The organism is Ruegeria sp. BJ6 (genome assembly GCF_056537885.1).
The window spans coordinates 118,711-145,117 of the sequence record NZ_JBQFSG010000004.1 but is presented as its reverse complement, the minus strand read 5'-3'; the positions used below and the strand labels follow the sequence as shown (position 1 = coordinate 145,117).

The window sequence follows — 26,407 nt, the reverse complement described above, 5'->3', positions numbered from 1 at the left end:
CCCTTGCGCAATGCCGTTTTAGCGACTAGCAAAATCGCGATTTCAAAACCGACCGGAGAGATTCCAAATGGCCAGACCCAAGATCGCGCTGATCGGCGCAGGTCAGATCGGCGGCACGCTCGCCCACCTCGCAGCTATGAAAGAACTTGGTGACGTTGTCCTGTTCGACATCGCCGAGGGCACCCCGGAGGGCAAGGCGCTTGATATCGCCGAATCCGGTCCGTCCGAAGGCTTTGACGCCAAGCTGAAAGGCACCCAGTCCTACGAGGATATCGCTGGTGCCGACGTCTGCATCGTGACCGCAGGTGTGCCCCGCAAACCAGGGATGAGCCGCGACGACCTGCTGGGCATCAACCTGAAAGTGATGAAATCAGTCGGCGAAGGCATCGCTGCCAACGCCCCGGATGCGTTTGTCATCTGCATCACCAACCCGCTGGACGCGATGGTCTGGGCCCTGCGTGAGTTCTCGGGCCTGCCACACAACAAGGTCTGCGGCATGGCCGGCGTTCTTGATTCGGGCCGGTTCGCACATTTCCTGTCGGAAGAGTTCAACGTGTCCATGCGCGACGTCACTGCCTTTGTTCTGGGCGGCCACGGCGACACCATGGTGCCGTCGGTACGCTATTCGACCGTTGCGGGCATCCCGCTACCGGATCTGGTCGAGATGGGCTGGACCACACAGGAAAAGCTGGACGCCATCGTGCAGCGCACCCGTGACGGCGGCGCCGAGATCGTTGGCCTGCTGAAAACTGGTTCGGCTTTCTACGCCCCCGCAACCTCGGCCATCGAAATGGCCGAAGCCTATCTGAAAGATCAGAAACGCGTTCTGCCCTGTGCCGCCTATTGTGATGGCGAACTTGGCGTCGAAGGCATGTATGTGGGCGTACCCACCGTGATCGGCGCGGGCGGCATCGAGCGTATCGTTGACATCAAGCTGAACGAAGAAGAACAGGCCGGCTTCGACAACTCGGTCAACGCCGTGAAGGGCCTGATCGAGGCCTGCAAAGGCATCGACAGCTCGCTGAGCTAAACAGGTCAACGATTTATCGTGAACCTACGCCGGTCCACGTGACAAGCATTGATATTTCGAAGCCCCGTCAGAATTTTGACGGGGCTTCTTTTTTGATAAATCAGCGCTGAACAGAAAGTCATTGGCCTTGATCCCTCGGGTCTTTGCCTTGGCCCGGCATCGGGCGACAGGAGTGGTATTTACTAGCAAGGACTAATCAAACCACCTCAGCACGTCGGCTTTTGATTTACTGCTGCTCAAACCAAATGAACGGGCAAGAAAAATATCAACTGGAACCCAAGGCATTACGTTACGTAAACATTTGTAATTTAATGCTTTTTTGCCCATCACAACTAGAATTTTGCCACAATTTCCGTAGATAGCCTCGGCGACTTTGGACAAGTCCCGAGTGATCTATTGATTTTCGCTTGAAACAAGGAACGATTGGTTTGGGAACCTTTACATACACCAATACATTTGATCCCGACGGCGACGGCGACAATCTTAACGGCGCCACGGAATACGGAACAAACGGTACCAATCTGGGGGTTCTCAACTCGCCCAATTCTGGCGATGGCGACAATGAATTTGTCTTTTATTCGGGACAGGGTGAGGAAAACCGGCTGGACCTCAACGCCAACCTCACCGGATCGGAACGGGTGAACCATTTCGACGCCAATATGACGTTGGATTTCACAACCGCGCCCGGCCCTTGGGGCGATGGCGAATCCGACGGCTTGACTTTTAACCTTGGCGACCCGGCATCGCTGAGCTCGACCGAGGAACAGGGGGTTTCAACCGGGCTTTCCATTCGCCTTGCCCCCTTTAACTGGGGAACCGCGGGCTATTCAGGCAATGTGATTGAAATCCGTTGGAACGGCGCGGTCATCGGCTCCACCTCGGTCAGTGACATGAGCTCGCCTGCTGCTGCAGATTTTTCAGTCAGCGTCGATGCCTCTGGAAACGTAACGGCCAGTTTTGGTCCCGACACCGTCAGCGGCTCCATTCCGGGTAACGAATGGATAACCACCAGCCAGGATGGCTGGGATTTCGTCATGGGCGGAAGAACCGGCGGAAACGCTGGTGAGGTTTACATCGACGATGTGGATCTGACAGCCAATACCGTTTGCTTTTCCGCAGGAACCCTGATCGAAACCCCAAGCGGGCCTGTACCTGTGGAAAATCTTGCACCCGGTGACGAAGTCCTGACCTTGGACAACGGGCCGCAAACGATACGTTGGATCAATGCCCGAACAATTCACGCAAACGAGTTGCAGGCAAGGCCCAACCTTCGCCCGATCGTCATTCATGCAGATGCGCTTGGAGAAGGGTACCCCAAAACCGATCTGCATGTTTCAAGACAGCACCGCGTCATGGCCCGGTCCCCAATAGCTGAACGTATGTTCGGCGACCGTGAAATTCTGATTCCGGCGGTGAAGCTAACCGATCTTCCCGGTGTCTGCGTCGACACAAATGCCAACTGTGTCACATACGTCCATTTCCTGTGCCAGCGCCACGAGGTCGTATTCGCGAACGGTTTGCCCAGCGAAACGTTGTTGTTGGGGGAAGAGGCGCGCAAAACGCTTGGGCAGGACGCGCTGGACGAGATTCGGGCCATTTTTCCGGATGCCGAGACGCAAGGGTTATTGACCGCAACGGCAAAAGTTGTCCCGGATCGGCGCAGGCTGAGCAAGTTCGTAGCGCGGCATCAGACCAACGAAAAACCGCTGGTGGATATGGCGCAGGCCGAAAGCTGATAATTCGGAAGTGTGATTGCATCTCTGGCGCCTGTTCTTGATGGCTTTCGCAAATCCCGGCGCCGATTGACATCGGCCATGACCGGTGGCTTGGGTCATTCAGCAAATATGCTAAGTTGCGGTCTTCGCGCTCAACGTCGGTAATGTTGGCGCAAACGTCTTTTTTGGATGCGTTTTTCCCTGCTTGCCTGCAAATTTCGAATCATTTGCGTGCAAGTTCAGTTTTGTGATCACACCCCAAAAACCCGTGATCACAAATATGAAAAATCTTCGACAAAAAACCGTTACACGTCAAAAAACCCTTTAAACTTGATCCCTAGACACGCCTATATCGGTGTAATCGTAGTCAGACGGGACAATTTCGATGAACATTCACGAATATCAGGCCAAAGCCCTTCTTCGCAGCTATGGGGCTCCGGTCTCGGATGGCCGCGTTGTTCTGCGCGCGGAAGAGGCGAAGACGGCTGCCGGTGAACTGGACGGCCCCCTTTGGGTGGTCAAGGCACAGATTCATGCGGGCGGGCGCGGCAAGGGGTCGTTCAAGGAAGCCGACGCCGGGGAAAAAGGAGGCGTGCGCCTGACCAAATCGGTCGAGGAAGCCGCCGAGGAAGCCAAAAAGATGCTGGGCCGCACGCTGGTCACCCATCAGACCGGCCCGGTCGGCAAGCAGGTCAACCGTATTTACATCGAAGCAGGTTCGGGGATTGAACGCGAACTGTATCTGGCCCTTCTGGTGGATCGTCAGACCAGCCGCATCTCGTTCGTTTGCTCGACCGAAGGCGGCATGGACATCGAAGAGGTGGCCGCAGCCACGCCCGAGAAAATCCTGTCCTTCTCGGTCGATCCCGCGACAGGTTATCAGCCCTATCACGGTCGCCGCATCGCGTTTTCGCTGGGCCTGCAAGGTGCTCAGGTCAAGCAATGCGTCAAGCTGATGAACCAGCTCTACAATGCCTTCATCGAGAAGGATATGGAGATGCTGGAAATCAACCCGCTGATCGTGTCCGACGGCGGCGACCTGAAGGTACTGGACGCCAAGGTCGGCTTTGACGGCAACGCGGTCTACCGCCACCCGGATATTGCCGAGCTGCGTGACACTACCGAGGAAGACCCCAAAGAACTGGAAGCGTCGAAATACGACCTGAACTACATCGCGCTGGATGGCGAGATCGGCTGTATGGTCAACGGCGCGGGTCTGGCGATGGCGACGATGGATATCATCAAGCTGTACGGTGCCGAGCCTGCCAACTTCCTCGACGTGGGCGGTGGCGCGACCAAAGAGAAAGTGACCGAAGCGTTCAAGATCATCACCTCGGACCCGCAGGTCAAAGGCATTCTGGTCAACATCTTCGGCGGCATCATGCGCTGTGACGTCATCGCCGAGGGCGTTGTCGCCGCGGTTAAAGAGGTCGGCCTGAAGGTGCCGCTGGTCGTGCGTCTGGAAGGCACGAATGTCGAAAAGGGCAAAGAGATCATCAACACCTCTGGCCTGGACGTGATCGCGGCGGACAACCTGAAAGACGGTGCCGAGAAGATCGTGAAGGCCGTCAAAGGCTAATCCCAATTCCGTGGGGTGGGCTTCGGCTCACCTTTCCGAAGAATTCTGGCAGGCCGCGGCCCGCCTAAAATAGGAGAACGCCAGATGGCAGTCCTCATCGACGAAAATACCAAAGTGATCTGTCAGGGCTTTACCGGCTCGCAGGGCACATTCCACAGCGAACAGGCCATCGCCTATGGCACCAAGATGGTCGGCGGCGTGACGCCTGGCAAAGGCGGGATGACCCATCTTGACCTGCCCGTGTTCAACTCGGTTCACGAAGCCAAGCATGTGACCGAAGCCAATGCCAGCGTGATCTACGTGCCGCCGCCCTTTGCGGCTGACTCGATCCTCGAAGCGATTGATGCCGAGATGGAAGTGATCGTCTGCATCACCGAAGGTATCCCGGTTCTGGACATGATGAAGGTGAAGCGTGCACTGGAAGGCAGCAAATCGCGCCTGATCGGCCCGAACTGCCCCGGTGTCATCACGCCCGACGCTTGCAAGATTGGCATCATGCCCGGTCACATCCACAAGCGTGGCTCGGTCGGCGTTGTGTCGCGTTCGGGCACCCTGACCTATGAGGCCGTCAAGCAGACCACCGATGTGGGTCTGGGCCAATCCACATGCGTGGGCATCGGCGGCGACCCGATCAAAGGCACCGAGCATATCGACGTGCTGGAATGGTTCCTGGCGGATGACGAAACCGAGTCCATCATCATGATCGGTGAGATCGGCGGCTCGGCCGAGGAAGAGGCCGCGCAGTTCCTGGCGGATGAGGCCAAGAAAGGCCGCAAGAAACCGACCGCCGGTTTCATCGCAGGCCGCACAGCCCCTCCGGGCCGCCGCATGGGCCACGCGGGCGCGATCGTCGCCGGCGGCAAGGGTGGTGCCGAGGACAAGATCGAAGCCATGCGCAGTGCCGGCATCGTCGTGGCCGAAAGCCCGGCGCAGCTGGGTGAGGCTGTTCTGGAAGCGATTGGATGAGCCGGCTGGCCGGATTACGTCTAAGCTTGGCGGCCCTGCTTTGGGTCGCCTTTTCGGCATTTGCCTTTGCGCAATCTCCCGGCCCTCTTCAGGGCAAGGTTTTTGGATCAGGGAATAAGGCTCTGGTCGTTGTGCTTCATGGGGATGTCAGCAGTGGCGGACCGGCCAACTACCATTACAACATTGCCTCGAAAGTCGCGTCAGCCAACCCGGGTGTTACTGTGCTTGCCCTGTTGCGGCCGGGATACGGGGACGGGTCCGGATTGAAGTCCAAAGGGTCCAACAACAATCGCCGCGATCACTATACAAAGCGAAACAACGGCCTGGTTGCTCAGACCATTCAGGCCATGGCGCAGCAGGTCGGAACAAGCAAAGTTGTTGCCGTCGGACATTCCGGAGGCGCGGCGCAGGTCGGCGGCGTTCTGGGGTTGGCCCCGGGATTGGTTGACAGTGCAGTACTTGTGTCCTGCCCCTGCGACATCTCGAAATGGCGCAACATGCGCGGACGATCCGCCTGGACAAAAAGCGGCAGTCAGTCGCCGCACAAACAGGTCAAAAAAATCGCCAGCGGAACGCGCATTACGCTCGTCGTAGGGACTGAAGATAACAACACGTTTCCGGTACTCAGCGAGGACTATGTGAGCAAGGCGGCATCGCGCGGTCTTAATGCGAAACTGGTGACCGTGCGCGGTGCCGGACACAACTTCAATGCACTTCAGGGCACGGTCCTGAAAGTTGTAAACGGTGAGGTTAGATAACAAGGATGGCGTGCGGTCAGTTGCATACCATATTCCGCGCATTCCGGTGCGTGGATCTTGTATTCACAGGCCAACTGAGAGGGTGCGTTCAATGACCTTCTCCGACGCCGTCCGCACCTGCTTCGCCAAGTTCTTCACCTTTTCGGGGCGCGCTGCCCGCCCAGAATACTGGTTCTTTTTCCTGTTCATCGTGATCTGGAACATCATCGCCGGGATTATCGACTGGCAGTTCTTCACACAGGTCTCGGTAGCCGAAACCGATGAGGTGAAATCCGTCACCGCCACGTCCTCGCGCCCTGTCCAAAGCATCGTGGGGCTGATCGTCTTCGTCCCGCATCTGGCCGTGGCCTTCCGCCGGATGCACGACACCGGGCGCAGTGGGATTTTTGCCTTGCTGCCGATCCTGCTGATGGTTGGTGCATTTGCGGTCCTGATATTTGGTATCGGCATCGCCAGCCAGTTCCACGGCGGCACGATGGATATCCTTCTGACCCGAGCAACGCTGCTGGTGGTTATTCCGACACTGCTGGTTCTGTTTGTGTCGCCCCTTCTGGTGCTTTGGTGGCTGACGCGACCCAGCCAGCCAGGTGCCAATCAATACGGTCCCAACCCATCCAATGAATCCCAACGGCCGAGTTCGAGTTAATGAGTAAAGTAGATGCCGATCAATCGTACATCGGGAAGGATCAGTGAAATGGTTCTCGTTTGTTATGAACACCGCTTCATATATTTGAAGACGACAAAGACGGCGGGTACTTCGGCGGAAAAGGCTTTGCAGCCTTTGTGCGAAGAGCCTGGTCTGGGTGTTTTGCAACCTGGAGAGGTCCGTACTTCCAGATATGGGATAGTGGGCGCCAGAGGAGAGGTATCGGACCGGCGGCGGCCAAAATGGCATTTCTGGCGCAACCACCCATGGCGCAATCACATGCCTGCCCAGGAGGTCAAAGAAAACCTGGGGCGCAGGACATTCGAGTCCTACACAAAGATCGCAAACGTGAGAGATCCGTTTGACCGGGCGGTTTCACAGTTTCACTTCAGGAAGCATCGGCGAAACCTTCCGTCTGAGGACGCAAGTACAGAATTCAAACAATTCAGAGCTTTCATCCTGTCAGAAAACTGGAGCAACGATTGGGAAATCGTGTCGGTCGACGACAAGTTGATCATCAATCGATTTATTCGAAAAGAACATCTGCTTTCCGACCTGAATGAAACCTATGCTGGCTTTGGGCTGGCGGAGAACAGCTTTGATCTGCCTCATGAGAAGTCAATGAGCGAACGACGAAAGGATATCCCTGTGTCCGATTACTTCGACCCGGAAACGATAGAAGTCGTGCGGCGAAAGATGGACTGGGTCTTTGAGGCTCTGGATTATCCGGACCACCCGCAAAACTGAAATCAGAAACGTAACCGCCTACCCATTCGAGGTCCCACAATGACCGAACAAACGCCCAACTCTGCCTTTCATGCCTCAAGCTTTATGCAGGGGCACAATGCCGAATATCTGGAGCAGTTGTACGCCCAGTACGCCAAGGACCCCGGCGCAGTGGATGCCGCCTGGGCCGAGTTCTTCAAGGCCATGGGGGATGCCGAACCGGATGTGCGCAAAGAGGCCGAAGGGCCGTCATGGGCACGCGCCGACTGGCCGCCGATGCCAAGCGATGACCTGACGGGCGCACTGACCGGCGAATGGGCCGAGGTCGACGCCAAGGCTGCCGGCACCAAGATCAGGGACAAGGCCGCCGCAACAGGCGTTACGGTCAGCGACGAACAGATCAAACGCGCGGTACTGGATTCGATCAGGGCGCTGATGCTGATCCGGGCCTATCGCATCCGGGGCCATCTGGTTGCCGATCTGGACCCGCTGGGCATGCGCGCGACCACACCGCACCCCGAGCTTGATCCAAAGACCTATGGCTTTACCGACGGGGACATGGATCGCCCGATCTTTATCGACAACGTGCTGGGCCTGCAGATGGCCAGCATGCGGCAGATCGTCGAGATCGTGAAACGTACCTATTGCGGCACTTTCGCAATGCAGTACATGCATATTTCCGATCCCGAACAGGCCGCCTGGCTGAAAGAACGGATCGAGGGATATGGCAAGGAAATCTCGTTCACCCGCGAGGGGCGCAAGGCCATCCTGAACAAGATGGTCGAGGCCGAAGGGTTCGAGAAGTTCCTGCATGTCAAATACATGGGCACCAAGCGGTTCGGTCTGGATGGCGGCGAGGCGCTGATCCCCGCGATGGAACAGATCATCAAGCGCGGCGGTGCGCTGGGTCTTGAGGATATCGTGATCGGGATGCCGCACCGCGGGCGTCTGAACATTCTGGCCAACGTGATGGCCAAGCCCTATCGCGCCATTTTCAACGAGTTTCAGGGCGGCAGCTTCAAACCGGAAGAGGTCGATGGATCGGGTGACGTGAAGTATCATCTGGGTGCGTCCAGCGATCGCGAGTTTGACGGCAACACCGTGCACCTGTCGCTGACGGCCAACCCGTCGCACCTCGAGGCGGTCAACCCGGTCGTACTGGGCAAGGTCCGCGCCAAGCAGGATCAGAAAAAAGACAGTGACCGCACCCGGGTCATGGGCATCCTGCTTCACGGGGATGCGGCCTTTGCCGGACAGGGTGTGGTGGCCGAAGGGTTCGGACTGTCGGGCCTGCGCGGGCACAAGACGGGCGGCACGATGCATATCGTGGTGAACAACCAGATCGGGTTCACCACCGCGCCGCATTTCAGCCGCTCCAGCCCCTACCCGACCGATATCGCGCTGATGGTCGAGGCACCAATCTTTCACGTGAACGGCGACGACCCCGAAGCGGTCGTGCACGCGGCGAAGGTGGCGACCGAGTTCCGTCAGAAGTTCCACAAGGACGTGGTTATCGACATCTTCTGCTATCGCCGGTTCGGTCATAACGAGGGCGACGAGCCCATGTTCACCAACCCGATCATGTACAAGAAGATCAAGACCCATAAGACCACGCTGAGCCTGTATACCGAGCGGCTGGTTAAGGACGGCCTGATCCCCGAGGGCGAGATCGAGGACATGAAGGCCGCGTTCCAGGCACATCTGAACGACGAGTTCGAGGCTGGAAAGGACTACAAGCCGAACAAGGCCGATTGGCTGGACGGTCGCTGGTCGCACATGGACAAGAGCAAAGAAGAATATGTGCGCGGCGAAACCGCAATCACGCCGGAGACACTTGCCGAGGTCGGGACGTCGCTGACCCGCGCACCCGAGGGGTATGCCCTGCACAAGACCGTGGGCCGTCTGCTGGATCACAAGAAGCAGATGTTCGACAGCGGTACGGGCTTTGACTGGGCCACAGGTGAGGCGCTGGCCTTTGGGTCATTGCTGACCGAGGGATATCCGGTGCGTCTGGCCGGACAGGACGCAACGCGCGGTACCTTCAGCCAGCGTCATTCCGGGTTCATCCATCAGGAAACCGAAGAACGGTATTATCCGCTGAACAACATTCGCGCGGGGCAGTCGAATTACGAGGTGATCGACTCGATGCTCAGCGAATATGCGGTGCTGGGCTTTGAATACGGATATTCGCTGGCGGAACCCAACGCGCTGGTCCTGTGGGAGGCGCAGTTCGGCGATTTCGCCAACGGAGCGCAGATCATGTTCGACCAGTTCATCAGTTCGGGCGAGAGCAAGTGGCTGCGCATGTCCGGTCTGGTCTGTCTGCTGCCGCACGGCTTTGAGGGACAAGGTCCCGAACACAGCTCGGCGCGGCTGGAACGCTATCTGCAGATGTGCGGGCAGGACAACTGGATCGTGGCGAACTGCACGACGCCTGCAAACTACTTCCACATCTTGCGCCGTCAGTTGCACCGGACCTTCCGCAAGCCGCTGATCCTGGTGACGCCCAAATCGCTGCTGCGTCACAAGCTGGCCGTCAGCACGGCCGAGGATTTCACCACCGGGTCCAGTTTCCACCGGGTGCTGTGGGATGACGCGCAGAAAGGCAACTCGGACACCAAGCTGGTCAAGGACGACAAGATCAAGCGCGTGGTGATGTGTTCCGGCAAGGTCTATTTCGACCTGCTGGAAGAACGCGACGCGCGCGGTATCGACGACGTCTATCTGATGCGGATCGAGCAGTTTTATCCTTTCCCGGCGCACTCGCTGATCAACGAGCTTGAGCGCTTCAAAGGGGCCGAGATGGTCTGGTGTCAGGAAGAACCCAAAAATCAGGGGGCCTGGACCTTTATCGAGCCCAATATCGAATGGGTGCTGACCCGCATCGGCGCCGATTACAAACGACCCCGCTACGTGGGTCGCGCAACTTCGGCCTCGCCCGCGACGGGTCTGGCCAGCCAGCACAAAGCCCAACAAGAAGCGCTCGTCAACGAAGCGCTGAGCATCGAAGGAAAGTAAGCGATGACGATTGAAGTTCGTGTTCCCACGCTTGGCGAGTCGGTAACCGAAGCCACGGTTGCGACATGGTTCAAGAAACCCGGCGACGCCGTTGCGGTTGATGAGATGCTCTGTGAGCTGGAGACCGACAAGGTAACGGTCGAGGTACCCTCGCCCGCCGCCGGTGTCATGGGTGAGATTGTCGCCGCCGAAGGCGAGACCGTGGGTGTCAACGCCCTGCTGGCCACCATAACCGCCGGAGAAGGGGCTGCACCGGCGCCTGCTGCGGCGCCTGAACCGACGGTTGCGCCAGCCCCGGCAGGTGGCAGCATCGACGTGATGGTGCCGACACTGGGTGAATCGGTCAGCGAGGCGACCGTTTCGACATGGTTCAAGAAAGTCGGCGACAGCGTGGCGCAGGACGAGATGCTGTGTGAGCTGGAAACCGACAAGGTCTCGGTCGAGGTTCCGTCCCCTTCGGCGGGTGTCCTGGCCGAGATTGTGGCCCCCGAAGGCACAACGGTGGATGCATCGGCCAAACTGGCAGTGATTTCGGGCGCCGCATCGGGCGCAAGCCCGGCTCCTGCGGCCCCCGCAGCAGCGGTTACGCCTGCGGTTGCCACTGGCGCCGCCAAGGATGTGGCCAACGCACCATCGGCGGAAAAGGCCATGGCCGAGGCCGGATTGTCTGCGGATCAGGTAACCGGAACAGGACGCGACGGACGCATCATGAAAGAAGACGTGGCAAAAGCCGTCGCAGCGGCCACGGCTCCGGCGCCTGCAGCGGCGGCACCCGCCCCTGCGGCACAGGCCCCGCGTGCACCAGTCGCCGCCGAGGATGCGGCGCGCGAAGAACGCGTGCGCATGACCCGTTTGCGCCAGACCATCGCCAAGCGTCTGAAGGACGCCCAGAACACCGCAGCCATCCTGACCACCTATAACGAGGTGGACATGACCGAGGTGATGGCCCTGCGCAATCAGTACAAGGACCAGTTCGAAAAGAAGCACGGCGTGCGTCTGGGCTTTATGTCCTTCTTCACCAAGGCCTGCTGTCATGCGCTGAAAGAGGTTCCCGAAGTCAACGCCGAGATTGACGGCACCGACATCGTCTACAAGAACTTCGTGCATATGGGCGTTGCCGCCGGGACCCCACAGGGTCTGGTGGTGCCGGTGATCCGCGATGCCGATGCGATGTCCTTTGCAGCCATCGAGAAGGCCATCGCCGAAAAAGGCAAGCGCGCCCGCGAAGGCAAGCTGAGCATGGCCGAGATGCAGGGCGGCACCTTCACCATCTCGAACGGTGGCGTCTACGGCTCGTTGATGTCTTCGCCGATCCTGAACCCGCCGCAATCCGGCATTCTGGGCATGCACAAGATTCAGGACCGCCCGATGGTCATCAACGGCGAGATCAAGATTCGCCCGATGATGTATCTGGCCCTGTCCTATGATCACCGGATCGTTGACGGCAAAGGTGCCGTGACCTTCCTTGTCCGCGTGAAAGAGGCGCTGGAAGATCCGCGCCGCCTGCTGATGGATCTGTAAAATGGCGACACATGTACTCTGGCAGGCCGATGTGGCCGATTTCGATGTCTGGCTGAAAGTGTTCCGCGAGGACAAGCCGATGCGCAAGGCCGCGGGTATCCGCGACCTGCACGTCTGGCGTGATCCCGATCAGAAGGATCACGCGATCGCCATGTTCGAGGTCACGGATCTGGACAAGGCCCGGGCCTTTTTCGGTTCCGAGGAACTGTCGATGCATCACGAACGCGGCGGTATTGCGCATATCTCGATCAAGCTGCTGGAACCTGTTTGAAGAACGACGTGCAGTGATCCGGCAAGATCGGATCCTGCAGACACCGGTCAACCCGGTCGATTTAGGAGAGTATAATGGCTAACTATGACGTCATCGTAATCGGCGCCGGGCCCGGCGGCTATGTCTGTGCGATCCGTTGCGCGCAACTGGGGTTGAAAACCGCCGTTGTCGAGGGGCGCGAGACGCTGGGCGGCACCTGCCTGAACGTCGGCTGCATCCCGTCCAAGGCGCTGCTGCATGCCAGCCACCAGTTGCATGAGGCCGAGCACAACTTTGCCAAGATGGGTCTGAAGGGGAAAACCCCTTCGGTCGACTGGAAACAGATGCTGACCTACAAGAACGAAGTGATCGAAGGCAACACCAAGGGCATCGAGTTTCTGTTCAAGAAGAACAAGATCGACTGGATCAAGGGCTGGGGATCGATCCCTGCCGCCGGCAAGGTTCAGGTGGGTGACGAAGTTCACGAAGCCAAGAATATCATCATCGCATCCGGGTCCGAAGCGGCCTCGCTGCCCGGTGTGGATGTTGACGAAAAGGTAGTCGTTACCTCGACGGGCGCGCTTGAGCTGGGCAAGATTCCGAAGAAGATGGTCGTGATCGGCGCGGGCGTGATCGGGCTGGAGCTGGGCTCGGTCTATAGTCGTCTGGGCGCCGAGGTGACGGTGATCGAATTCCTCGACGTGATTACACCCGGCATGGATGGCGAGGTGCAGAAGACCTTTCAGCGCATCCTCAAGAAGCAGGGCCTGAAGTTCATCATGGGCGCGGCGGTGCAAAAGACCGAAGCGACCAAAACCAAGGCCAAGGTGACCTACAAGCTGCGCAAGGATGACAGCGAGCATGTCATCGACGCTGATAGCGTTCTGCTGGCCACCGGTCGCCGCCCTTATTCCGAGGGTCTGGGGCTGGATGCTTTGGGTGTCGAGATGACCAAACATGGCCAGATCAAGGTCGGCGCCGACTGGCAGACCAATGTTCCCGGCATCTATGCCATCGGCGACGTGACCGAGGGGCCGATGCTGGCGCACAAGGCCGAAGACGAGGGCATGGCCGCCGCGGAACAGGTGGCGGGCAAGCATGGTCATGTAAACTATGGCGTCATTCCCGGCGTGATCTACACCGCGCCCGAAGTGGCCAATGTGGGTGAGACGGAACAGACGCTCAAGGAACAGGGGCGCGCCTACAAGGTGGGCAAGTTCATGTTCATGGGCAACGGTCGGGCCAAGGCCACGCTGGCCCCGGACGGGTTCGTTAAAATCCTCGCCGACAAGGAAACCGACCGCATTCTGGGGGCGCATATCATCGGCCCGGCAGCGGGTGAATTGATTCACGAGGTCTGTGTCGCGATGGAGTTCGGCGCATCCGCCGAGGATCTGGCCCTGACCTGCCATGCACATCCGACCTACTCCGAGGCTGTGCGCGAGGCAGCCTTGGCCTGCGGCGACGGCCCGATTCACAGCTGACGACCGCAAATAGAAACCTGAAGAGGCAGGCCAAATGGCTTGCCTTTTTGTTGACGCCAATCAGCCTCAATTTTGCTCTCCCTAGGGTTGAACTGCCAAAGTTGTAGCGACCCTGAATTGAAACTGGGATCGCCGTTTTCACAAATCAATTATTGAGGCACCAATGCGGTTTCTGATTTTATGCGCAGCAACGATTACCTTTACCATTTTCTTCGGCGACGAAGCACAGGCCCGGCGCGGCGGAGCGGTCTGGGGCACGTCCGAGCAGATGAGTTTTGTTGCGGACACGCAGATCACCGATAATTCCGGACAGCATCTGTCGTTGTGTCATCTGACCAAGAAAACTCACGTCATGTATGCAGGTGTCTGGCGCAGTTCCAAGGGGTATTCGCTGGCCGCGAACAAATGCGAGACTGACGGATATTATGCTGTTACAGCCACTGAAATGGCACAGGGAAAGGCGCTTGGCGACATTCCGAAGGACCTGCCAGATCAACCCGCGATGTCGATGAATGACATGATCTCCGGCTTTTGGGGGTTGGCGGTAATTGTGCTGTTGGTGGGGTTTGTGGGGGTCAAATGGGCAGGCCGCACTGCAAGAACAAACAAGCGTACCGCGGAAATGAAGGGCGCTGTGCCCGCTGCGGTTAAGGCCATGGATGCCATGTGCCACGCCGCAAAGGCGGACGGCAGGCTGGACGAAAATGAAATTGCCCTGATGGCCAATATCGCCATGCAAATGACCGGGGAAACCTTCGACGAAGCCCGCATCCGCCGCATGTACGATCTGGCCGAGGCCAAGCCGACCGATCTGCAATTCGCAGCATTCGGAAAGGGTTTGAGTGCGGATCAGAAACGGCTGGTCATACGGGCCGTTCTGATGGTCATCGGCGCGGATGGCGATCTGGACAAACGCGAAATGGAGTTTGTTCAGAAACTGGCCAACGGGCTGAAGATCGGCGCGGATGAGGTCAGGTCGATCTTCCAGTCCATCACCGCCGCGCCCGCTTAAACCGAGCCGACAATCCTACCACATCGTCTTTGCTGCGCGTGCACCCCATTCCTGATCATAGCGCGCGCCGCCTTCTTCTCCGTCTGTCATTTCGGCCAGTATCTCACCGACGGTTGGCAACTGCGGACTTTCATCCGCGCCCGCCCATGTTTTTGCCCGGATGAGGGCACGGGCGCATTGTGTGTAGATTTCTTCGATCTCGATCACGATCACGGTCGCAGGGCGTTTTCCGTTCTTTTCAAACCGATCGCGCAATGCCTCGTCCGCGGTCAGACGCGCCCTGCCGTTCAAACGCACCACGTTGTTCGATCCGGGCACCATGAACATCAGCGCGACGCGCGGGTCACGCACGATGTTGCGCAGGGAATCCAGCCGGTTGTTGCCGCGCCAGTCCGGCAAGGCCAGCGTGCCCGGGTCAAGCTCGAGCACCACCGGCCCATCGTCGCCGCGCGGGCTGCCATCGACGCCTTCCGGTCCGACCGTGCTGAGCACGCAAATGCGAGAGGCCATGATCCATTGCCGATAAAGCGGTGTCAGGCGGCGGGCCACCTTGCGCAGGGCCGGAGCGCCCGGGGAACCATAAAGCGCCTCAAGCGCCGCGATATCTTCAATGAACTGCATCCGGATCAAACCCCACTTCGCGCATCAGTTCGTTCGAGCGCGTCTCGACCATATCCTCGAGCCGTGCCATGAAATCGTTTTTGCGGACCCCCGGTGCGATCGGTTCGAGAAATTCCACAATCGCGTGGCCGGGTTTGCGCAGGATGCCGGTTCTGGGCCAGAAAACCCCAACATTTGTCGCCGCCGGAACACAGGGGTTTTCAAGCCCTTCGTACAGAACGGCGGTACCGACCTTATAGGGTTTCTTCACCCCCGGTGCGACCCGGGTTCCCTGCGGGTAGATCACAAGCTGGCCGGGTTCAGAGAATTCGCGGGCGACGTCCTTGACCATCTTTGCGATCGCTGCACCCTTCCTGCCTCGGTCGACGGGAATGCACCCGAGCCGCTTGGCGTAGATGCCGATGATGGGTGTCCACAAAAGCTCTCGTTTCATGATGAATTTGGCATGCGGTACGGCGTCGAAAATGATCAGAATGTCAAAGAACGACTGGTGTTTCGCCGCGATCATCACCTCACCGGTCGGGACCGGCCCGCGCACCTCGCTGCGGATGCCGACCATCCATCGCGCCAGCCAGATCGTACTGCGCGCGTACAGCTTGCATGCCTGCAGGGCGCCTCTTTTGGTGACCAGTGCATAAGGCGCAAACAGAAGCCCCAGAAACAACATCCAGACGTACATCAGGGTCGTGAAAATAAGCGACCGCACCCACTGAATTGCCAGGGCCATCACGAAAGCTCCTTTAACTTGCGGCGTGCCGCGTTCCATGTGGCGAAAAACGCCACGACTGCACCCAACAGAGGGATCAGAGCGGGCAGAACCCAGCCGATGCCCTGAAACCCAAGACCGGTCAGAAACCCGCCCGCATCTGTTGCCTCGGGCAGCAGCAGCACGCCGGTCATGCCAAACAGCGTTCCGACGGCAGAACCGAATAGGGCGCGATAGGTAAAGCGGCGCACGAAAGCGCCGGCGATGAAGCGGTCTTTTGCCCCGATCAGGCGTAACACCTCGATCACCTGCGCGTTCGCAGCCAGCGAGGCATTGGCCGCCAGCGTGATCATTGCCGCAGTGGCCCCGCCAATCAGCAGGATCGAGATCAGGCCCACACGCCTGAGCGAGATGGCGGCATCCACCAGAGGTTCGCGCCAGCGCGTATGATCGTCCAGCACGGCGCCCGGAACCTCGGCCCCAAGCCGCAGGCGCAGACCCATGGTGTCGATGCCCGGCTCACCTTCGGTAATCTCGATCAACTGGGGAACCGGCAGGGTGTCAAGCGGCAGGTCGGGGCCGAACCACGGGGCCAACAACGCGGCCTGTTCTTCGGTTGTCAGCGCCCGGGCCGAGGCAACGCCGGGGGTTTGCTGCAGAACCTTCAGCGCCGTCTCGGTCTGTGCTGCGCGCTGATCGGCGGGCGCATTGATACGCAATGTCGCGGCGCCCGCAAGCTCTGAGGCCCAGCGGTCGGCCAGACGGCCAGACGCAATCGAAAGTGCCAGCGCAAAAACGGCCAGAAAGGCCATAGCCCCCGACACAAAAAGAGTTAACTGCGCCGTGATCCCGGTTGGCGGCACCACCCGGTCGGCGCGTTTATCTGCATGCAGCAGATTGCGGATGTCGCCCTTGCTCACAGGTCTGCCCCCGCCAGTTGCAGGCGCCGCTGCGAGATACGCAGAACGCGCGCCTGAATCTGGCTTTTTGCAGCGCGGATCAGGCTCAGGTCGTGGGTTGCGATCAATACGGTCTTGCCCATCCGGTTCAGCTCGACCAGCAGGCGCAACAGCCGCTGCGACATGTCCCAGTCCACATTGCCGGTCGGCTCGTCAGCCAGCACCACATCCGGCGAAAGGATGACCGCACGGGCCAGCGCCGCGCGCTGTCGTTCACCACCGGACAGTTCAGGCGGATGCGCGTCCAGCCGGGCACCCAGCCCCACCCATTGCAGCAATTCGTTCAGGTTGTCCTGTTCGTCGGCCACTCCGCGCCCCGACACCATCAGCGGCAGCGAGACGTTTTCGGCCACCGTCATGTGATCGAGAAAGCGGCAGTCCTGATGCACCACCCCGATCCGGCGGCGCAGCACGGCCATCTGGTCCCGGTCCAGTCCGGCGACGTTTTCGTCAAAGACGCTCAGCCGCCCCGCGGTGGGCAACAATGCACCATAACAGAGCTTGAGAAGCGTGGTCTTTCCGGCCCCGGACGGGCCGGTCAGAAAATGAAACGAGCCGGGCTTTAACTGCATCGAAACGTTGCTCAGCAACTCCCCTCCGCCGTAGCTGTAGCTGACGTTTTCCAGCTCGATCACACCTGCCCCCTTTGGTTTGGCGTTCTTCTTGCCCCAGCCCCCGGACAGTTTCAATGCCGGTAGCGGGTCGAATTGGCGACACTTGCCTCACGAAACCGAAAACGCCCTTTGCTCGCAGGTATTAACGGAATATCATTCCTGAAAAAACTACTATCAGATCATAAGGCAGGCCCGGAGGCAGTATGCGTCTTACATGTCCGAAATGCAGCGCACAATACGAGGTACCGGACGAGGTTATCCCCGAGGGCGGACGGGACGTGCAGTGTTCCAATTGCGAGGAAACGTGGTTTCAGGAAAAGACACCGTCAAAACCGACGGATGTTGAGCCGGCACCATCCCAAGCCAAAGAGCCCGAGCAGGTCGCCGCAACCGAGGTCAAGGTCGAGGATACAGCCGAGGCCGAGACACCCGAGGCCGACGCGCCGAAGCCGCCAAAAACTGACAGTGACAGCAATCTGGACCCATCGGTTGCCAGCATCCTGCGCGAAGAAGCTGAGCGCGAGGCCGGATTGCGGGCGCAGGAAACCGAAAATCTAGAAAGCCAGCCGGATTTGGGGCTGGAGACGCACACCGAGCCCGAAGCCAAAGTCGCGCCGAAAAGGCCTGCAGCAACGGAAACCGCGTCTGAGGGATCGCGCCGGGACGTCCTGCCGGATGTCGAGGCGATCAGCACGACGCTGCGCAGCGATACTGCCGACGACACGCCGGAAGCCACCGAACCCCCGCGCAAATCCAGCGGCTTCATACGTGGATTCGGGCTGATCCTGACCATCGGTATCGTTCTGTATCTGGTCTACGGGAACGCGCGCCAGATCAGCGATGCGGTTCCTCAGGCCGAACCGATACTGAAACCTTATGTGTCACTGGTGGATCAGGCGCGCATCTGGCTGGAATCTCAGGCTGCGGGCTCCGCACCTCAGGAATGACCGGACCCTAGGGTCGGGTCAGAAACGTTCCAGCAGGCGTTTGAGGTATTCCAGTTCGATCCGGGGCCGATCCGATTCACCCGAGCGGCGGCGGATTTCCTCCAGCAACTCGCGAGCGCGTCGATAGACATCCTCGCGTCCCAATAGGTTTTCGTCTGTATCAAAGGCGCCCACGCTGCCCGGATTTCTTCCCAATGGGTCGCGATTGGTGGCCTGAATGTCACCGTCCTGCGTGCCCTGACCCGGCTGGGATTGCTGCGCCATATCTTCACCCAGAGACCGCATTCCTTCGCGCAGGGCCTCCATGGCTTCTGACTGGCGGTCAATGGCTTCCGCAAGGTCGTTTTCACGCAGCGCGCCCTCGGCGTTTTCCATCGCGCGCCCGGCACGTTCCAGCGCCTCTCGGGCGGCCTCACCTTCGGACGTGCCGGTACGTGGCAAGCCCTGCTCCTGACGGCGGAGTTCCTCGCGCAGGGCCTGCTGGCGATCAGCCAGACTACCTTGTCCCTGCTGGCCCTGTCCCGCCTCATCCTGGCCCTGGCCCTGGCCACCCTGGCCTTCGTGGCTTCGACCCCGGCCCTGACCACCCGAGGTGCCCTCGTTGCCCCGGCTTTCACCGGCCTGCGCGCCGGGATTGAACTGTTCCTGCAGGTCACGGAACGCCTGATCGCTGAGGCCTTGTTGTTCGCGCAGGGTTTCGGCCAGACCTTCCATTGCCTGCTGACCTTCGGATTGCCCGCCCTGACCTTGTGTGACGCGCATGTTTTCCATCATCTGCTGGAATTCCTCCAGCGCCTGCTGTGCCTCGGCCATACGGCCTTGTTCCATCAGCTCCTGAATCCGGTCCATCATGCGTTGCAGATCGTTCTGCGACATCTGCATGCTTTCACCGTTCTGGCCCGGCTGGCCCTGATCGTCGCCGTTTTCCTGTGCCTGACGTTGAAGCTGTCGCAGGTAATCATCGGTTGCATCGCGCAGTTCCTGCATCAGCCTGGCGATTTCCTGATCGCTGGCGCCGTTCTGCATCGCTTCGGACAAACGCTCCTGCGCCTGACGCATCCGTTCCAGCGCATCGGCCAGAGTTCCGTCTTCAAGCAGGATGGCCAGATCCCACAGCGCCTGGGCTATTTCGGCCTGCTGTTCGGACGTCAGCCCATATTCGGTATAAGTTTCGAGCCTGCGCAGTGTCACGCGCAGGCGCAGATAGGCCGTGTCCGAGCGGAACAGGTCCTCGGGCCGGTGCGAGACAGCGCGCAAAATCTGGGCGATGCGCGGCGCGTTGGCTCGCGCCCAAAGCAGATCGCGGCGTTGTTCGATAACGGCCGCAGCCAGCGGATCAAAGAACCGGCGCGCGGGCAGGTTTGTGGCAAGGACCTCGGATTGCGACTTCTGACCGGCTGCGTCCTCGACCGACAGAATGATCTTCACTGGCAGATGTGCCCAGGGGTGCTGGGAAAAATCTTCGATCAGATCTTCGCTGAATTCGGCCCGGTCCCCGGCGATGGGCATTGGCAGATCGATCGTGACGGCCTGCCGGATGTCCGGCTCGGTCGCCAGACCATAGCGGCGATTCACCGACGAAAGATCAAGATCGATACGGGCGGAGCCAGAAACCACCCCGTAATCGTCGCTGGCGATGAAGGGCAGCGTCATCTGGCCACCGGCACCTGTTGCGGCCGCGCCCGTCACTGCAACCTGCGGTGCTTCATCGGCCACGATACCGATCACCCATTCACGACCCATCGGGCCTTCAATTCGCATCACACCGGGGCGCGTTGCCACAAAATCCTGCTCGGGCGCAGTGGCTGCTTCGGTTCCGGTGACCGAGGTTGTTTCAGTCAGGGAATGACCACCGACTTCACCATAGAAACGCAATGTAATCCGGCTGCCTTCGGGAACGCTCAGGGCACCGTCCTCCTGATCGGCCAGATACAGCGCTGGCCGTCCGGTATGAAGCGGCGGTTCAACCCAACCCTCCCATGTCGGGCCTTGCGCTGCGACCGCCGTGCCCGGCGCGATTTCCGCGACGGTGCCGATACGCCAGAATGACCCAAACAGAAAGGCGACAACCAGTGCCAGCAGCGCCGCATACCGCAAAGCGTAAGGATCACGCGCGGCGAGCCGCAGATCGGGTTTGACCGGTTCGGCTGTGGTTGCTTTTGCAGCCATACGTGCCTGATGCGCGCGCCACATGGCGACCGAATCCGCATCCATCGACCCGATCGCCTGATCGTCGATCAACGCTTGAATTGGGCGGCCGGGCAGCGATTCGTCCAGCCGGACCAGCGCCTCGGCCCTTGTCGGGAAGTGAAAGCGCCTGATTCCGACACCCGCCGAAACCAGCAGGGCCACCAGCGCCGCCGCAAAGACGGCCCAGACGACCTCGGCCATCACCAGATCGTGCAGGCCCAGCATCAGAGCGGCCAGAATCGCCATGAAGATCGAGAAAAACGGCCAGAACGCGCGCAGAACCCGCTCGGCCAGCATCCCCGCATGCGTCAGCAGCAGCGACATCCGGGGAATCGGCAACTTTTGTCTGGCGCTCAAAGCGGGCCTCCTGTCCGGCCCGCGCGGTTATCGCGTCAAAGCCACGAAGGTATGGTATCGCGGTTTATGATTTCGTCAAAGCTTGGCCTTGGGCGAATAACCGCGAATTGATCCCCATTGACCAGAACTTCGGGGATCAGGGGGCGGGTGTTATATTCGCTGGCCATCACCGCGCCATAGGCGCCAGCGCTGCGGAATGCGATCAGATCACCGGCAGCCAGCGGCGGCATGTTGCGTTGCTTGGCAAAAGTATCGCCGGTCTCGCAGACCGGGCCGACGATGTCATAGGGCTGCGGCTCCAGCCCCGGCGCGGGTTCCCGCACGGCGATAATATCGTGATGCGCCTCGTACATGGCGGGGCGGATCAGGTCGTTCATGGCGCCATCGAGGATCAGGAAATCGCTTCCCTCGCCTGATTTCACGTAAATCACCTTGCTGATCATCAGGCCCGCATTGCCTGCAATCAGGCGTCCCGGTTCGATCTCGATCTCGCAGCCCAGATGGCCAAGGGTTTTCTTGATCAGCGCACCATATTCAACGGGCAGAGGCGGCGCGTCGTTCGAACGGGTGTACGGAATCCCCAAACCGCCACCAAGATCCAGACGGCGAATATTGTGGCCCTCGGCGCGCAGCCGTTCGGTCAGTTCAGCAACTTTCTGGTAGGCCAGCTCAAACGGCTCAAGCTCGGTCAACTGCGAACCGATGTGGACATCGATTCCGACCACCTCCAGCCCCGGCAGGCTTGCCGCGCGTGCATAAACCTCGGACGCGCGGGCGATCGGGATGCCGAACTTGTTCTCGGACTTGCCGGTCGCGATCTTGGCGTGGGTTTTGGCATCCACATCCGGGTTCACGCGAACGGTGATCGGTGCAACAACGCCCAGTTCCAGCGCGGTGGCGTTGATCACCTCCATCTCGGGTTCGGATTCGACGTTGAACTGGCGGATGCCCCCCGTCAGGGCCGTGCGGATTTCGTCGGCGGTCTTGCCCACGCCAGAAAAGACGATCCTGTCCCCCGGAACACCCGCTGCTTTGGCCCGCAGGTATTCGCCGCCCGAAACCACATCCATTCCCGCTCCGGCCTGCGCCAGCGTTTTCAGGATCGCCTGATTGCTGGCGGCCTTCATCGCGTAGCAGACAAGGTGGTCGGTGCCATCCAGCGCGTCGTCGAACAACTGGAAGTGCCGCAACAGGGTTGCCGTCGAATAGACGTAGAACGGCGTTCCCACCGCGGCGGCTATTTCGGTGATCGGTACGTCTTCGGCGAAAAGCGCGCCGTCGCGGTAGAGAAAGTGATCCATACCTGCGCGCTTAATCCGAAAGAACGATGCGGATCAATAGCCCCGACCGGGATTCACCGCCTTGATCCGTTCCGTTTGCGCTTTTTTTCGACCGGGCGTTGCAATTGCTCGGAATAGGCCTCCACCTGATCGAATACAGGTTTGAATTCCGGGTTCATCACGCCACGCTGATAGGCAAGCTGGTACAGCGTGTGCAGCGGGCTTGTATTGCCTTCCACAATGGTCGGGCCATTGTCGGTCAGCGCAACATCCCACCCCAGCACCCCAAATTCTGGGAACATGGCATGCGCGTCCAGCACGGTCTTTTTGGCGTCTTCCCAATCGGGCATCGTGATATCGGCAAATTTCACCTGCGATACCGGGTGCTCTTCGATCTCGTGCGCCTCGGTCGATTTTCCGGCCCAGCAGGTGCCGACCTGGCCAGTGTCCCTGTCCACACGCGCGATCATGCTGCCGCTTTGCCAGAAATTGTCGGACATCGCGGCTGGTGACGGTACTTTCCACAGCGAGTACAGCAACTCGGGCTGGGTCGAGCGTCTGATGGTTACCATCCGGACCGTTCCGGTGACATTGCCCACAACCGAAGCCAGATCCGGATGAGGCAGAAGGGCATCCTGCAACAGGTATCCGTCCGAGAACTTCAGAAACACCTCGGCGCAGAAGGCCGAAATCGGGATTGCCTTGCCGTTTCCAAGGATCAGCGTATCGCCTTCCAGACCGGTGATCAGGATCGATCCAACACTCATCGAAGAAAATTGCGGCTTTCCGAAGAGCGGGAATTTTGCCTGTTCCCTGAGATAGGCCTCAAGGGTTTCCGGAGACGACAGGACCGGAAGGTTGCCCAGTGACCGGATCGATGACGCATAGGCCTGCGTATGCGTCGATCGCAATCCCATCGCGTTGATGAACGTTCCGTATATCAGCTTGTGATCGACGATATGCTCCATCCCGGCCCGCGTTTTTTCCGACATCCGCAGATTCAGGGCACGGCTGGCATTTGTGCCGACATACTCTTTCTTTTCGTCAATCGATTTAGACGGATCGTACAGCCGGAAAGAATAGTATTCATCCGAGTTTAACTTGCCCGGACCAAAATGCAGCTTGCTCATCTCAGCGAACTGGCGAAACGGGCTGATGCCCGAGTCGCGCGCGACCGACACGATCAAAGATGAGGCAGGGGGAACCGGATCTGGGGGAACCTGTAAAAGAGTTGCTGCATTCTGGCCGTCAGTGGACATCATTATTCCTAATTCTGCGCAATCGTCCTAATCGGGATACGCGGACAAAATGACAGAAATTTGGCAAGATTGCTTCCAAGACACGCAATTTGCCTTCACCCGGTGAAGGCAAAGTTGCCGCGACTTTCGATCAGGTGATCAGAAACCCAGATACAGTCCCACGGGGCCTTTAAAAAAGCCGACCCCGCCACCGACATAAGTCCCGCTTCCCGAGACACCGACATTTGCATTCAGCGTCGGTTGAATGGGCTCACCATCGGCTCCGCAACCCGCCAGAGCGAACCCGGCGGCTGTCAGTACGATCACACGCAAAAGGGTCATGGCAGCATTGCCCTCCATCTGTCGATCTGGGCACGGACCTGAGTCGGGGCCGTGCCACCATAGGACTGGCGTGAGTTTACAGAATTTTCGACAGTAAGGACAGAATAGACATTATCCGTGATGTCCGCATGAACCGATTGCATATCCTCAAGCGTCAGGTCAGGCAGGTCGCAGCCCTTGGCCTCGGCCATTGCCACCAGCGATCCGGTGACGTGATGCGCATCTCGGAACGGCAGGCCCAAAACGCGCACAAGCCAGTCAGCCAGATCGGTCGCGGTCGAGAAGCCCGAACCGGCAGCAGCGGCAAGGCTTTCGCGGTTGGCGGTCATGTCCTTGACCATGCCTTCCATCGCAGCCAGCGCCAGCATCCAGTTGTCTGCAGCATCAAAGACCTGTTCCTTGTCTTCCTGCATGTCCTTGGAATAGGTCAGGGGCAGACCCTTCATAACCATCATCAGACCGGTATTGGCCCCGTAAATCCGCCCGACCTTGGCCCGGATCAGTTCTGCAGCATCGGGGTTTTTCTTTTGCGGCATGATTGACGAGCCGGTCGAGAAGCGATCCGACAGTGATACAAAACGGAACTGGGCCGAAGACCAGATCACCAGTTCCTCGGCGAAGCGTGACAGGTGCATGGCACAGATCGAAGCGGTCGACAGGAATTCCAACGCGAAGTCGCGGTCGCTGACCGCATCCAGCGAGTTGGCGGCGGGGCGGTCAAAACCCAAGGCCTCGGCCGTCATGTGGCGGTCGATGGGGAATGAGGTGCCGGCCAGCGCGGCTGCGCCAAGGGGGGATTCGTTCATCCGGGCGCGGGCATCGCGGACACGGCTGAGGTCACGACCAAACATCTCGACATAGGCCATCATGTGGTGGCCCCATGTCACGGGCTGCGCGGTTTGCAGGTGGGTGAACCCGGGCATGACCCAATCAGCCCCGGCCTCGGCCTGCGCCAAAAGCGCGCGGATCAGGGCCAGCAGGCCGGTCTCGGCCGCGTCCAGCTGATCGCGGACCCAGAGTTTGAAATCCGTCGCAACCTGATCATTGCGGCTGCGGCCTGTGTGCAAACGGCCTGCGGGCTCTCCGATCACTTCCTTCAGTCGCGCCTCGACGTTCATGTGGATGTCTTCCAGCGCGGTCGAGAACTGAAATTCTCCGCTCTGGATTTCTGACAATACGGTGAGCAGCCCTTCCCGAATTGCTTCGGCGTCACTATCAGTAATAACGCCTGTGGCCGCGAGCATGGCGGCATGGGCGCGCGAGCCTGCGATGTCCTGGGCTGCCATCCGCTGATCGAACCCGATCGAGGCATTAATCGCCTCCATGATCGCGTCTGGACCGGCGGCAAAGCGGCCGCCCCACATCTGGTTCGAGGATTGATCGGTCATGTTGGAGAACCCGGAGTTGATATGCGCCTAATTCGTCTGATCCCCCTTTATATGGCCCTTGCGCTGGGTGCAAACACCGCGCTGGCGACAGATGCCGAAACATTGGCGCCTCTGCGTGACGGCACTCTGAAGCGGTTGATCCTGCATTCAGAGCCAAAGCCCGTCGAAGTGGTCGAATTTCAGCTTGAGGATGACACCGGCACCGGGTCGCTGGCGGATTATCGCGGCAAATACGTCTTGCTGAATTTCTGGGCCACGTGGTGCGCCCCCTGCCGCAAGGAAATGCCTCAGATCGCCGAATTGCAGGACGAGTTCGGGGGCGACAAGTTCGAGGTGCTGACGCTGGCCACCGGGCGCAACTCGCCCGCGGGTATCAAGAAGTTCTTTGACGAAAACGGCATCACCAACCTGCCCCGCCATCAGGACCCGAAACAGGCTGTTGCGCGAAAAATGGGTGTGGTCGGCCTGCCGATCACCGTGATCATCGACCCCGAGGGCAACGAGATTGCCCGCCTGATCGGCGATGCCGAGTGGAATTCGGACAGCGCCAAGTCGATCATTTCAACGCTTGTTGGCGGCGAGAGCTGAGGCCAGGGCGAAAAATTATCCGAAATGTGCTATTCTCCCGATCTTTGTGATTGGGAGGATTGTTATGAAGATTGTTGCCCTATTGGCCGCAGTGGCCAGCGTTTCGTTTTTCCTCGCAGAAACCGCTGAGGCCAAGGAAATCCGCAAAAAGCAGCAATTCCTGGAGGCTGTGGCCGGTAAAAAGCTGGTCAGCGGAGAGACTTGGTTCGTCATCTCACCGGATGGAAAAATATCGGGTGTTGGCAGAAACAAAGCCAAAGTCGTCGGGGCCTGGGCCTGGAACAGACGGTACTGGTGCCGAAACGTTATTGTCGGTGACAAACAACTCCCCGAGGATTGTCAGAAAGTTTCCATAGACGGCAATCAGGTCACTTTCACCCGCGACAAGGGCAAGGGTGAGTCCGGTACCTTTACGATATCCAACTAGCGCCACGCCATCCGCTTCGTTTTTGTGCTACACTGAACACGGCCC

At 59.4% G+C, this 26,407-nt stretch carries 24 protein-coding genes; 15 read left to right on the top strand and 9 right to left on the bottom strand.

The features are described from left to right. Positions 1 to 67: 67 nt before the first annotated feature. From mdh to ACR0D6_RS11350, 12 genes are all read left to right on the top strand, one after another. Positions 68 to 1,030, top strand: a complete 963-nt coding sequence (gene mdh / locus ACR0D6_RS11405) for a malate dehydrogenase (protein WP_480765578.1) — start codon at positions 68 to 70, stop codon at positions 1,028 to 1,030. Positions 1,031 to 1,458: 428 nt separating this feature from the next. Next, complete coding sequence (locus ACR0D6_RS11400; protein ID WP_480765577.1) at positions 1,459 to 2,766, top strand: Hint domain-containing protein; 1,308 nt, start codon at positions 1,459 to 1,461, stop codon at positions 2,764 to 2,766. A 364-nt stretch (positions 2,767 to 3,130) separates the two neighbouring features. Beyond that, positions 3,131 to 4,324 carry an ADP-forming succinate--CoA ligase subunit beta gene (gene sucC, locus ACR0D6_RS11395; RefSeq protein ID WP_170654678.1) on the top strand — a complete coding sequence of 398 codons (1,194 nt, stop codon included), beginning with the start codon at positions 3,131 to 3,133 and terminating at the stop codon, positions 4,322 to 4,324. 84 nt (positions 4,325 to 4,408) lie between these two features. Continuing rightward, entirely contained in the window at positions 4,409 to 5,290 is an 882-nt protein-coding gene (gene sucD / locus ACR0D6_RS11390; RefSeq protein ID WP_058278790.1) for a succinate--CoA ligase subunit alpha, read from the top strand. After that, positions 5,287 to 6,048 (top strand): alpha/beta hydrolase family protein, encoded by a 762-nt coding sequence (locus tag ACR0D6_RS11385; RefSeq protein WP_480765576.1) that lies wholly within the window; start codon positions 5,287 to 5,289, stop codon positions 6,046 to 6,048. Before sucD ends, ACR0D6_RS11385 begins: the two co-directional genes overlap by 4 nt. Before the next feature lie 91 nt (positions 6,049 to 6,139). Next, positions 6,140 to 6,694, top strand: coding sequence for a DUF805 domain-containing protein (locus tag ACR0D6_RS11380; RefSeq protein ID WP_480765575.1), 555 nt, complete (start codon positions 6,140 to 6,142; stop codon positions 6,692 to 6,694). Positions 6,695 to 6,706: 12 nt separating this feature from the next. Then, positions 6,707 to 7,441, top strand: coding sequence for a sulfotransferase family 2 domain-containing protein (locus ACR0D6_RS11375; RefSeq protein ID WP_480765574.1), 735 nt, complete (start codon positions 6,707 to 6,709; stop codon positions 7,439 to 7,441). Between the two features lie 39 nt (positions 7,442 to 7,480). Continuing rightward, positions 7,481 to 10,438, top strand: a complete 2,958-nt coding sequence (locus ACR0D6_RS11370) for a 2-oxoglutarate dehydrogenase E1 component (RefSeq protein ID WP_480765573.1) — start codon at positions 7,481 to 7,483, stop codon at positions 10,436 to 10,438. 3 nt (positions 10,439 to 10,441) lie between these two features. Continuing rightward, complete coding sequence (odhB, locus tag ACR0D6_RS11365) at positions 10,442 to 11,959, top strand: 2-oxoglutarate dehydrogenase complex dihydrolipoyllysine-residue succinyltransferase (RefSeq protein ID WP_480765572.1); 1,518 nt, start codon at positions 10,442 to 10,444, stop codon at positions 11,957 to 11,959. 1 nt (position 11,960) lies between these two features. Beyond that, entirely contained in the window at positions 11,961 to 12,230 is a 270-nt protein-coding gene (locus tag ACR0D6_RS11360) for a hypothetical protein (RefSeq protein ID WP_170654668.1), read from the top strand. A 74-nt stretch (positions 12,231 to 12,304) separates the two neighbouring features. Further along, positions 12,305 to 13,693 carry a dihydrolipoyl dehydrogenase gene (lpdA, locus tag ACR0D6_RS11355; RefSeq protein WP_480765571.1) on the top strand — a complete coding sequence of 463 codons (1,389 nt, stop codon included), beginning with the start codon at positions 12,305 to 12,307 and terminating at the stop codon, positions 13,691 to 13,693. Positions 13,694 to 13,856: 163 nt separating this feature from the next. Continuing rightward, the gene (locus ACR0D6_RS11350) at positions 13,857 to 14,705 is read left to right on the top strand and encodes a tellurite resistance TerB family protein (protein ID WP_480765570.1); all 849 of its coding nucleotides are present in this window, start codon (positions 13,857 to 13,859) and stop codon (positions 14,703 to 14,705) included. A 15-nt stretch (positions 14,706 to 14,720) separates the two neighbouring features. Here the strand turns inward: ACR0D6_RS11350 and ACR0D6_RS11345 are convergent, their stop codons facing one another. Genes ACR0D6_RS11345 through ACR0D6_RS11330 form a run of 4 tightly spaced genes read right to left on the bottom strand, consistent with a single transcriptional unit; the run spans position 14,721 to position 17,626 of the window. Beyond that, on the bottom strand, positions 14,721 to 15,326 hold the full coding sequence (locus ACR0D6_RS11345; RefSeq protein WP_480451519.1) for a pyridoxamine 5'-phosphate oxidase family protein: 606 nt from the start codon (positions 15,324 to 15,326) through the stop codon (positions 14,721 to 14,723). Next, positions 15,313 to 16,053, bottom strand: coding sequence for a lysophospholipid acyltransferase family protein (locus ACR0D6_RS11340; protein WP_480765569.1), 741 nt, complete (start codon positions 16,051 to 16,053; stop codon positions 15,313 to 15,315). Before ACR0D6_RS11340 ends, ACR0D6_RS11345 begins: the two co-directional genes overlap by 14 nt. Next, complete coding sequence (locus ACR0D6_RS11335) at positions 16,053 to 16,952, bottom strand: cell division protein FtsX (RefSeq protein ID WP_480765568.1); 900 nt, start codon at positions 16,950 to 16,952, stop codon at positions 16,053 to 16,055. Before ACR0D6_RS11335 ends, ACR0D6_RS11340 begins: the two co-directional genes overlap by 1 nt. Beyond that, a complete protein-coding gene (locus tag ACR0D6_RS11330; RefSeq protein WP_170654902.1) occupies positions 16,949 to 17,626 on the bottom strand; it encodes an ATP-binding cassette domain-containing protein in 678 nt (225 codons plus the stop codon). Before ACR0D6_RS11330 ends, ACR0D6_RS11335 begins: the two co-directional genes overlap by 4 nt. Positions 17,627 to 17,808: 182 nt before the next feature. Between ACR0D6_RS11330 and ACR0D6_RS11325 the strand changes: the two genes are divergently transcribed. Next, positions 17,809 to 18,552: a zinc-ribbon domain-containing protein gene (locus ACR0D6_RS11325; RefSeq protein ID WP_480765567.1), complete on the top strand. Its 744-nt coding sequence runs from the start codon at positions 17,809 to 17,811 to the stop codon at positions 18,550 to 18,552. Between the two features lie 18 nt (positions 18,553 to 18,570). Here ACR0D6_RS11325 and ACR0D6_RS11320 read toward each other — a convergent pair whose 3' ends face one another. From ACR0D6_RS11320 to argH, 5 genes are all read right to left on the bottom strand, one after another. Continuing rightward, complete coding sequence (locus tag ACR0D6_RS11320; RefSeq protein WP_480765674.1) at positions 18,571 to 21,066, bottom strand: TIGR02302 family protein; 2,496 nt, start codon at positions 21,064 to 21,066, stop codon at positions 18,571 to 18,573. Between the two features lie 68 nt (positions 21,067 to 21,134). Then, positions 21,135 to 22,400 (bottom strand): diaminopimelate decarboxylase, encoded by a 1,266-nt coding sequence (gene lysA, locus ACR0D6_RS11315; RefSeq protein WP_480765566.1) that lies wholly within the window; start codon positions 22,398 to 22,400, stop codon positions 21,135 to 21,137. Positions 22,401 to 22,453: 53 nt separating this feature from the next. Next, complete coding sequence (locus tag ACR0D6_RS11310; RefSeq protein ID WP_480451527.1) at positions 22,454 to 23,638, bottom strand: sugar-transfer associated ATP-grasp domain-containing protein; 1,185 nt, start codon at positions 23,636 to 23,638, stop codon at positions 22,454 to 22,456. A gap of 138 nt (positions 23,639 to 23,776) precedes the next feature. Then, positions 23,777 to 23,959, bottom strand: a complete 183-nt coding sequence (locus ACR0D6_RS11305; protein ID WP_170654650.1) for a hypothetical protein — start codon at positions 23,957 to 23,959, stop codon at positions 23,777 to 23,779. Further along, complete coding sequence (argH, locus tag ACR0D6_RS11300; protein ID WP_480765565.1) at positions 23,956 to 25,347, bottom strand: argininosuccinate lyase; 1,392 nt, start codon at positions 25,345 to 25,347, stop codon at positions 23,956 to 23,958. The genes ACR0D6_RS11305 and argH overlap by 4 nt, the downstream gene beginning before the upstream one ends. Positions 25,348 to 25,368: 21 nt before the next feature. Between argH and ACR0D6_RS11295 the strand changes: the two genes are divergently transcribed. Continuing rightward, a complete protein-coding gene (locus ACR0D6_RS11295) occupies positions 25,369 to 25,935 on the top strand; it encodes a TlpA disulfide reductase family protein (RefSeq protein WP_170654646.1) in 567 nt (188 codons plus the stop codon). A 64-nt stretch (positions 25,936 to 25,999) separates the two neighbouring features. Further along, positions 26,000 to 26,362: a hypothetical protein gene (locus ACR0D6_RS11290; RefSeq protein ID WP_480765564.1), complete on the top strand. Its 363-nt coding sequence runs from the start codon at positions 26,000 to 26,002 to the stop codon at positions 26,360 to 26,362. Positions 26,363 to 26,407: the final 45 nt, after the last annotated feature.

What these genes read in the sequence shown, in the direction of transcription:
- mdh (WP_480765578.1), top strand. Translation starts at nt 68, where the DNA reads ATGGCCAGACCCAAGATCGCGCTGATCGGCGCAGGTCAGATCGGCGGC.
- sucC (WP_170654678.1), top strand. Translation starts at nt 3,131, where the DNA reads ATGAACATTCACGAATATCAGGCCAAAGCCCTTCTTCGCAGCTATGGG.
- sucD (WP_058278790.1), top strand. Translation starts at nt 4,409, where the DNA reads ATGGCAGTCCTCATCGACGAAAATACCAAAGTGATCTGTCAGGGCTTT.
- ACR0D6_RS11385 (WP_480765576.1), top strand. Translation starts at nt 5,287, where the DNA reads ATGAGCCGGCTGGCCGGATTACGTCTAAGCTTGGCGGCCCTGCTTTGG.
- ACR0D6_RS11380 (WP_480765575.1), top strand. Translation starts at nt 6,140, where the DNA reads ATGACCTTCTCCGACGCCGTCCGCACCTGCTTCGCCAAGTTCTTCACC.
- ACR0D6_RS11375 (WP_480765574.1), top strand. Translation starts at nt 6,707, where the DNA reads ATGCCGATCAATCGTACATCGGGAAGGATCAGTGAAATGGTTCTCGTT.
- ACR0D6_RS11370 (WP_480765573.1), top strand. Translation starts at nt 7,481, where the DNA reads ATGACCGAACAAACGCCCAACTCTGCCTTTCATGCCTCAAGCTTTATG.
- odhB (WP_480765572.1), top strand. Translation starts at nt 10,442, where the DNA reads ATGACGATTGAAGTTCGTGTTCCCACGCTTGGCGAGTCGGTAACCGAA.
- ACR0D6_RS11360 (WP_170654668.1), top strand. Translation starts at nt 11,961, where the DNA reads ATGGCGACACATGTACTCTGGCAGGCCGATGTGGCCGATTTCGATGTC.
- lpdA (WP_480765571.1), top strand. Translation starts at nt 12,305, where the DNA reads ATGGCTAACTATGACGTCATCGTAATCGGCGCCGGGCCCGGCGGCTAT.
- ACR0D6_RS11350 (WP_480765570.1), top strand. Translation starts at nt 13,857, where the DNA reads ATGCGGTTTCTGATTTTATGCGCAGCAACGATTACCTTTACCATTTTC.
- ACR0D6_RS11345 (WP_480451519.1), bottom strand. Translation starts at nt 15,326, where the DNA reads ATGCAGTTCATTGAAGATATCGCGGCGCTTGAGGCGCTTTATGGTTCC.
- ACR0D6_RS11340 (WP_480765569.1), bottom strand. Translation starts at nt 16,053, where the DNA reads ATGGCCCTGGCAATTCAGTGGGTGCGGTCGCTTATTTTCACGACCCTG.
- ACR0D6_RS11325 (WP_480765567.1), top strand. Translation starts at nt 17,809, where the DNA reads ATGCGTCTTACATGTCCGAAATGCAGCGCACAATACGAGGTACCGGAC.
- ACR0D6_RS11320 (WP_480765674.1), bottom strand. Translation starts at nt 21,066, where the DNA reads ATGTCGCTGCTGCTGACGCATGCGGGGATGCTGGCCGAGCGGGTTCTG.
- lysA (WP_480765566.1), bottom strand. Translation starts at nt 22,400, where the DNA reads ATGGATCACTTTCTCTACCGCGACGGCGCGCTTTTCGCCGAAGACGTA.
- ACR0D6_RS11310 (WP_480451527.1), bottom strand. Translation starts at nt 23,638, where the DNA reads ATGTCCACTGACGGCCAGAATGCAGCAACTCTTTTACAGGTTCCCCCA.
- ACR0D6_RS11305 (WP_170654650.1), bottom strand. Translation starts at nt 23,959, where the DNA reads ATGACCCTTTTGCGTGTGATCGTACTGACAGCCGCCGGGTTCGCTCTG.
- argH (WP_480765565.1), bottom strand. Translation starts at nt 25,347, where the DNA reads ATGACCGATCAATCCTCGAACCAGATGTGGGGCGGCCGCTTTGCCGCC.
- ACR0D6_RS11295 (WP_170654646.1), top strand. Translation starts at nt 25,369, where the DNA reads ATGCGCCTAATTCGTCTGATCCCCCTTTATATGGCCCTTGCGCTGGGT.
- ACR0D6_RS11290 (WP_480765564.1), top strand. Translation starts at nt 26,000, where the DNA reads ATGAAGATTGTTGCCCTATTGGCCGCAGTGGCCAGCGTTTCGTTTTTC.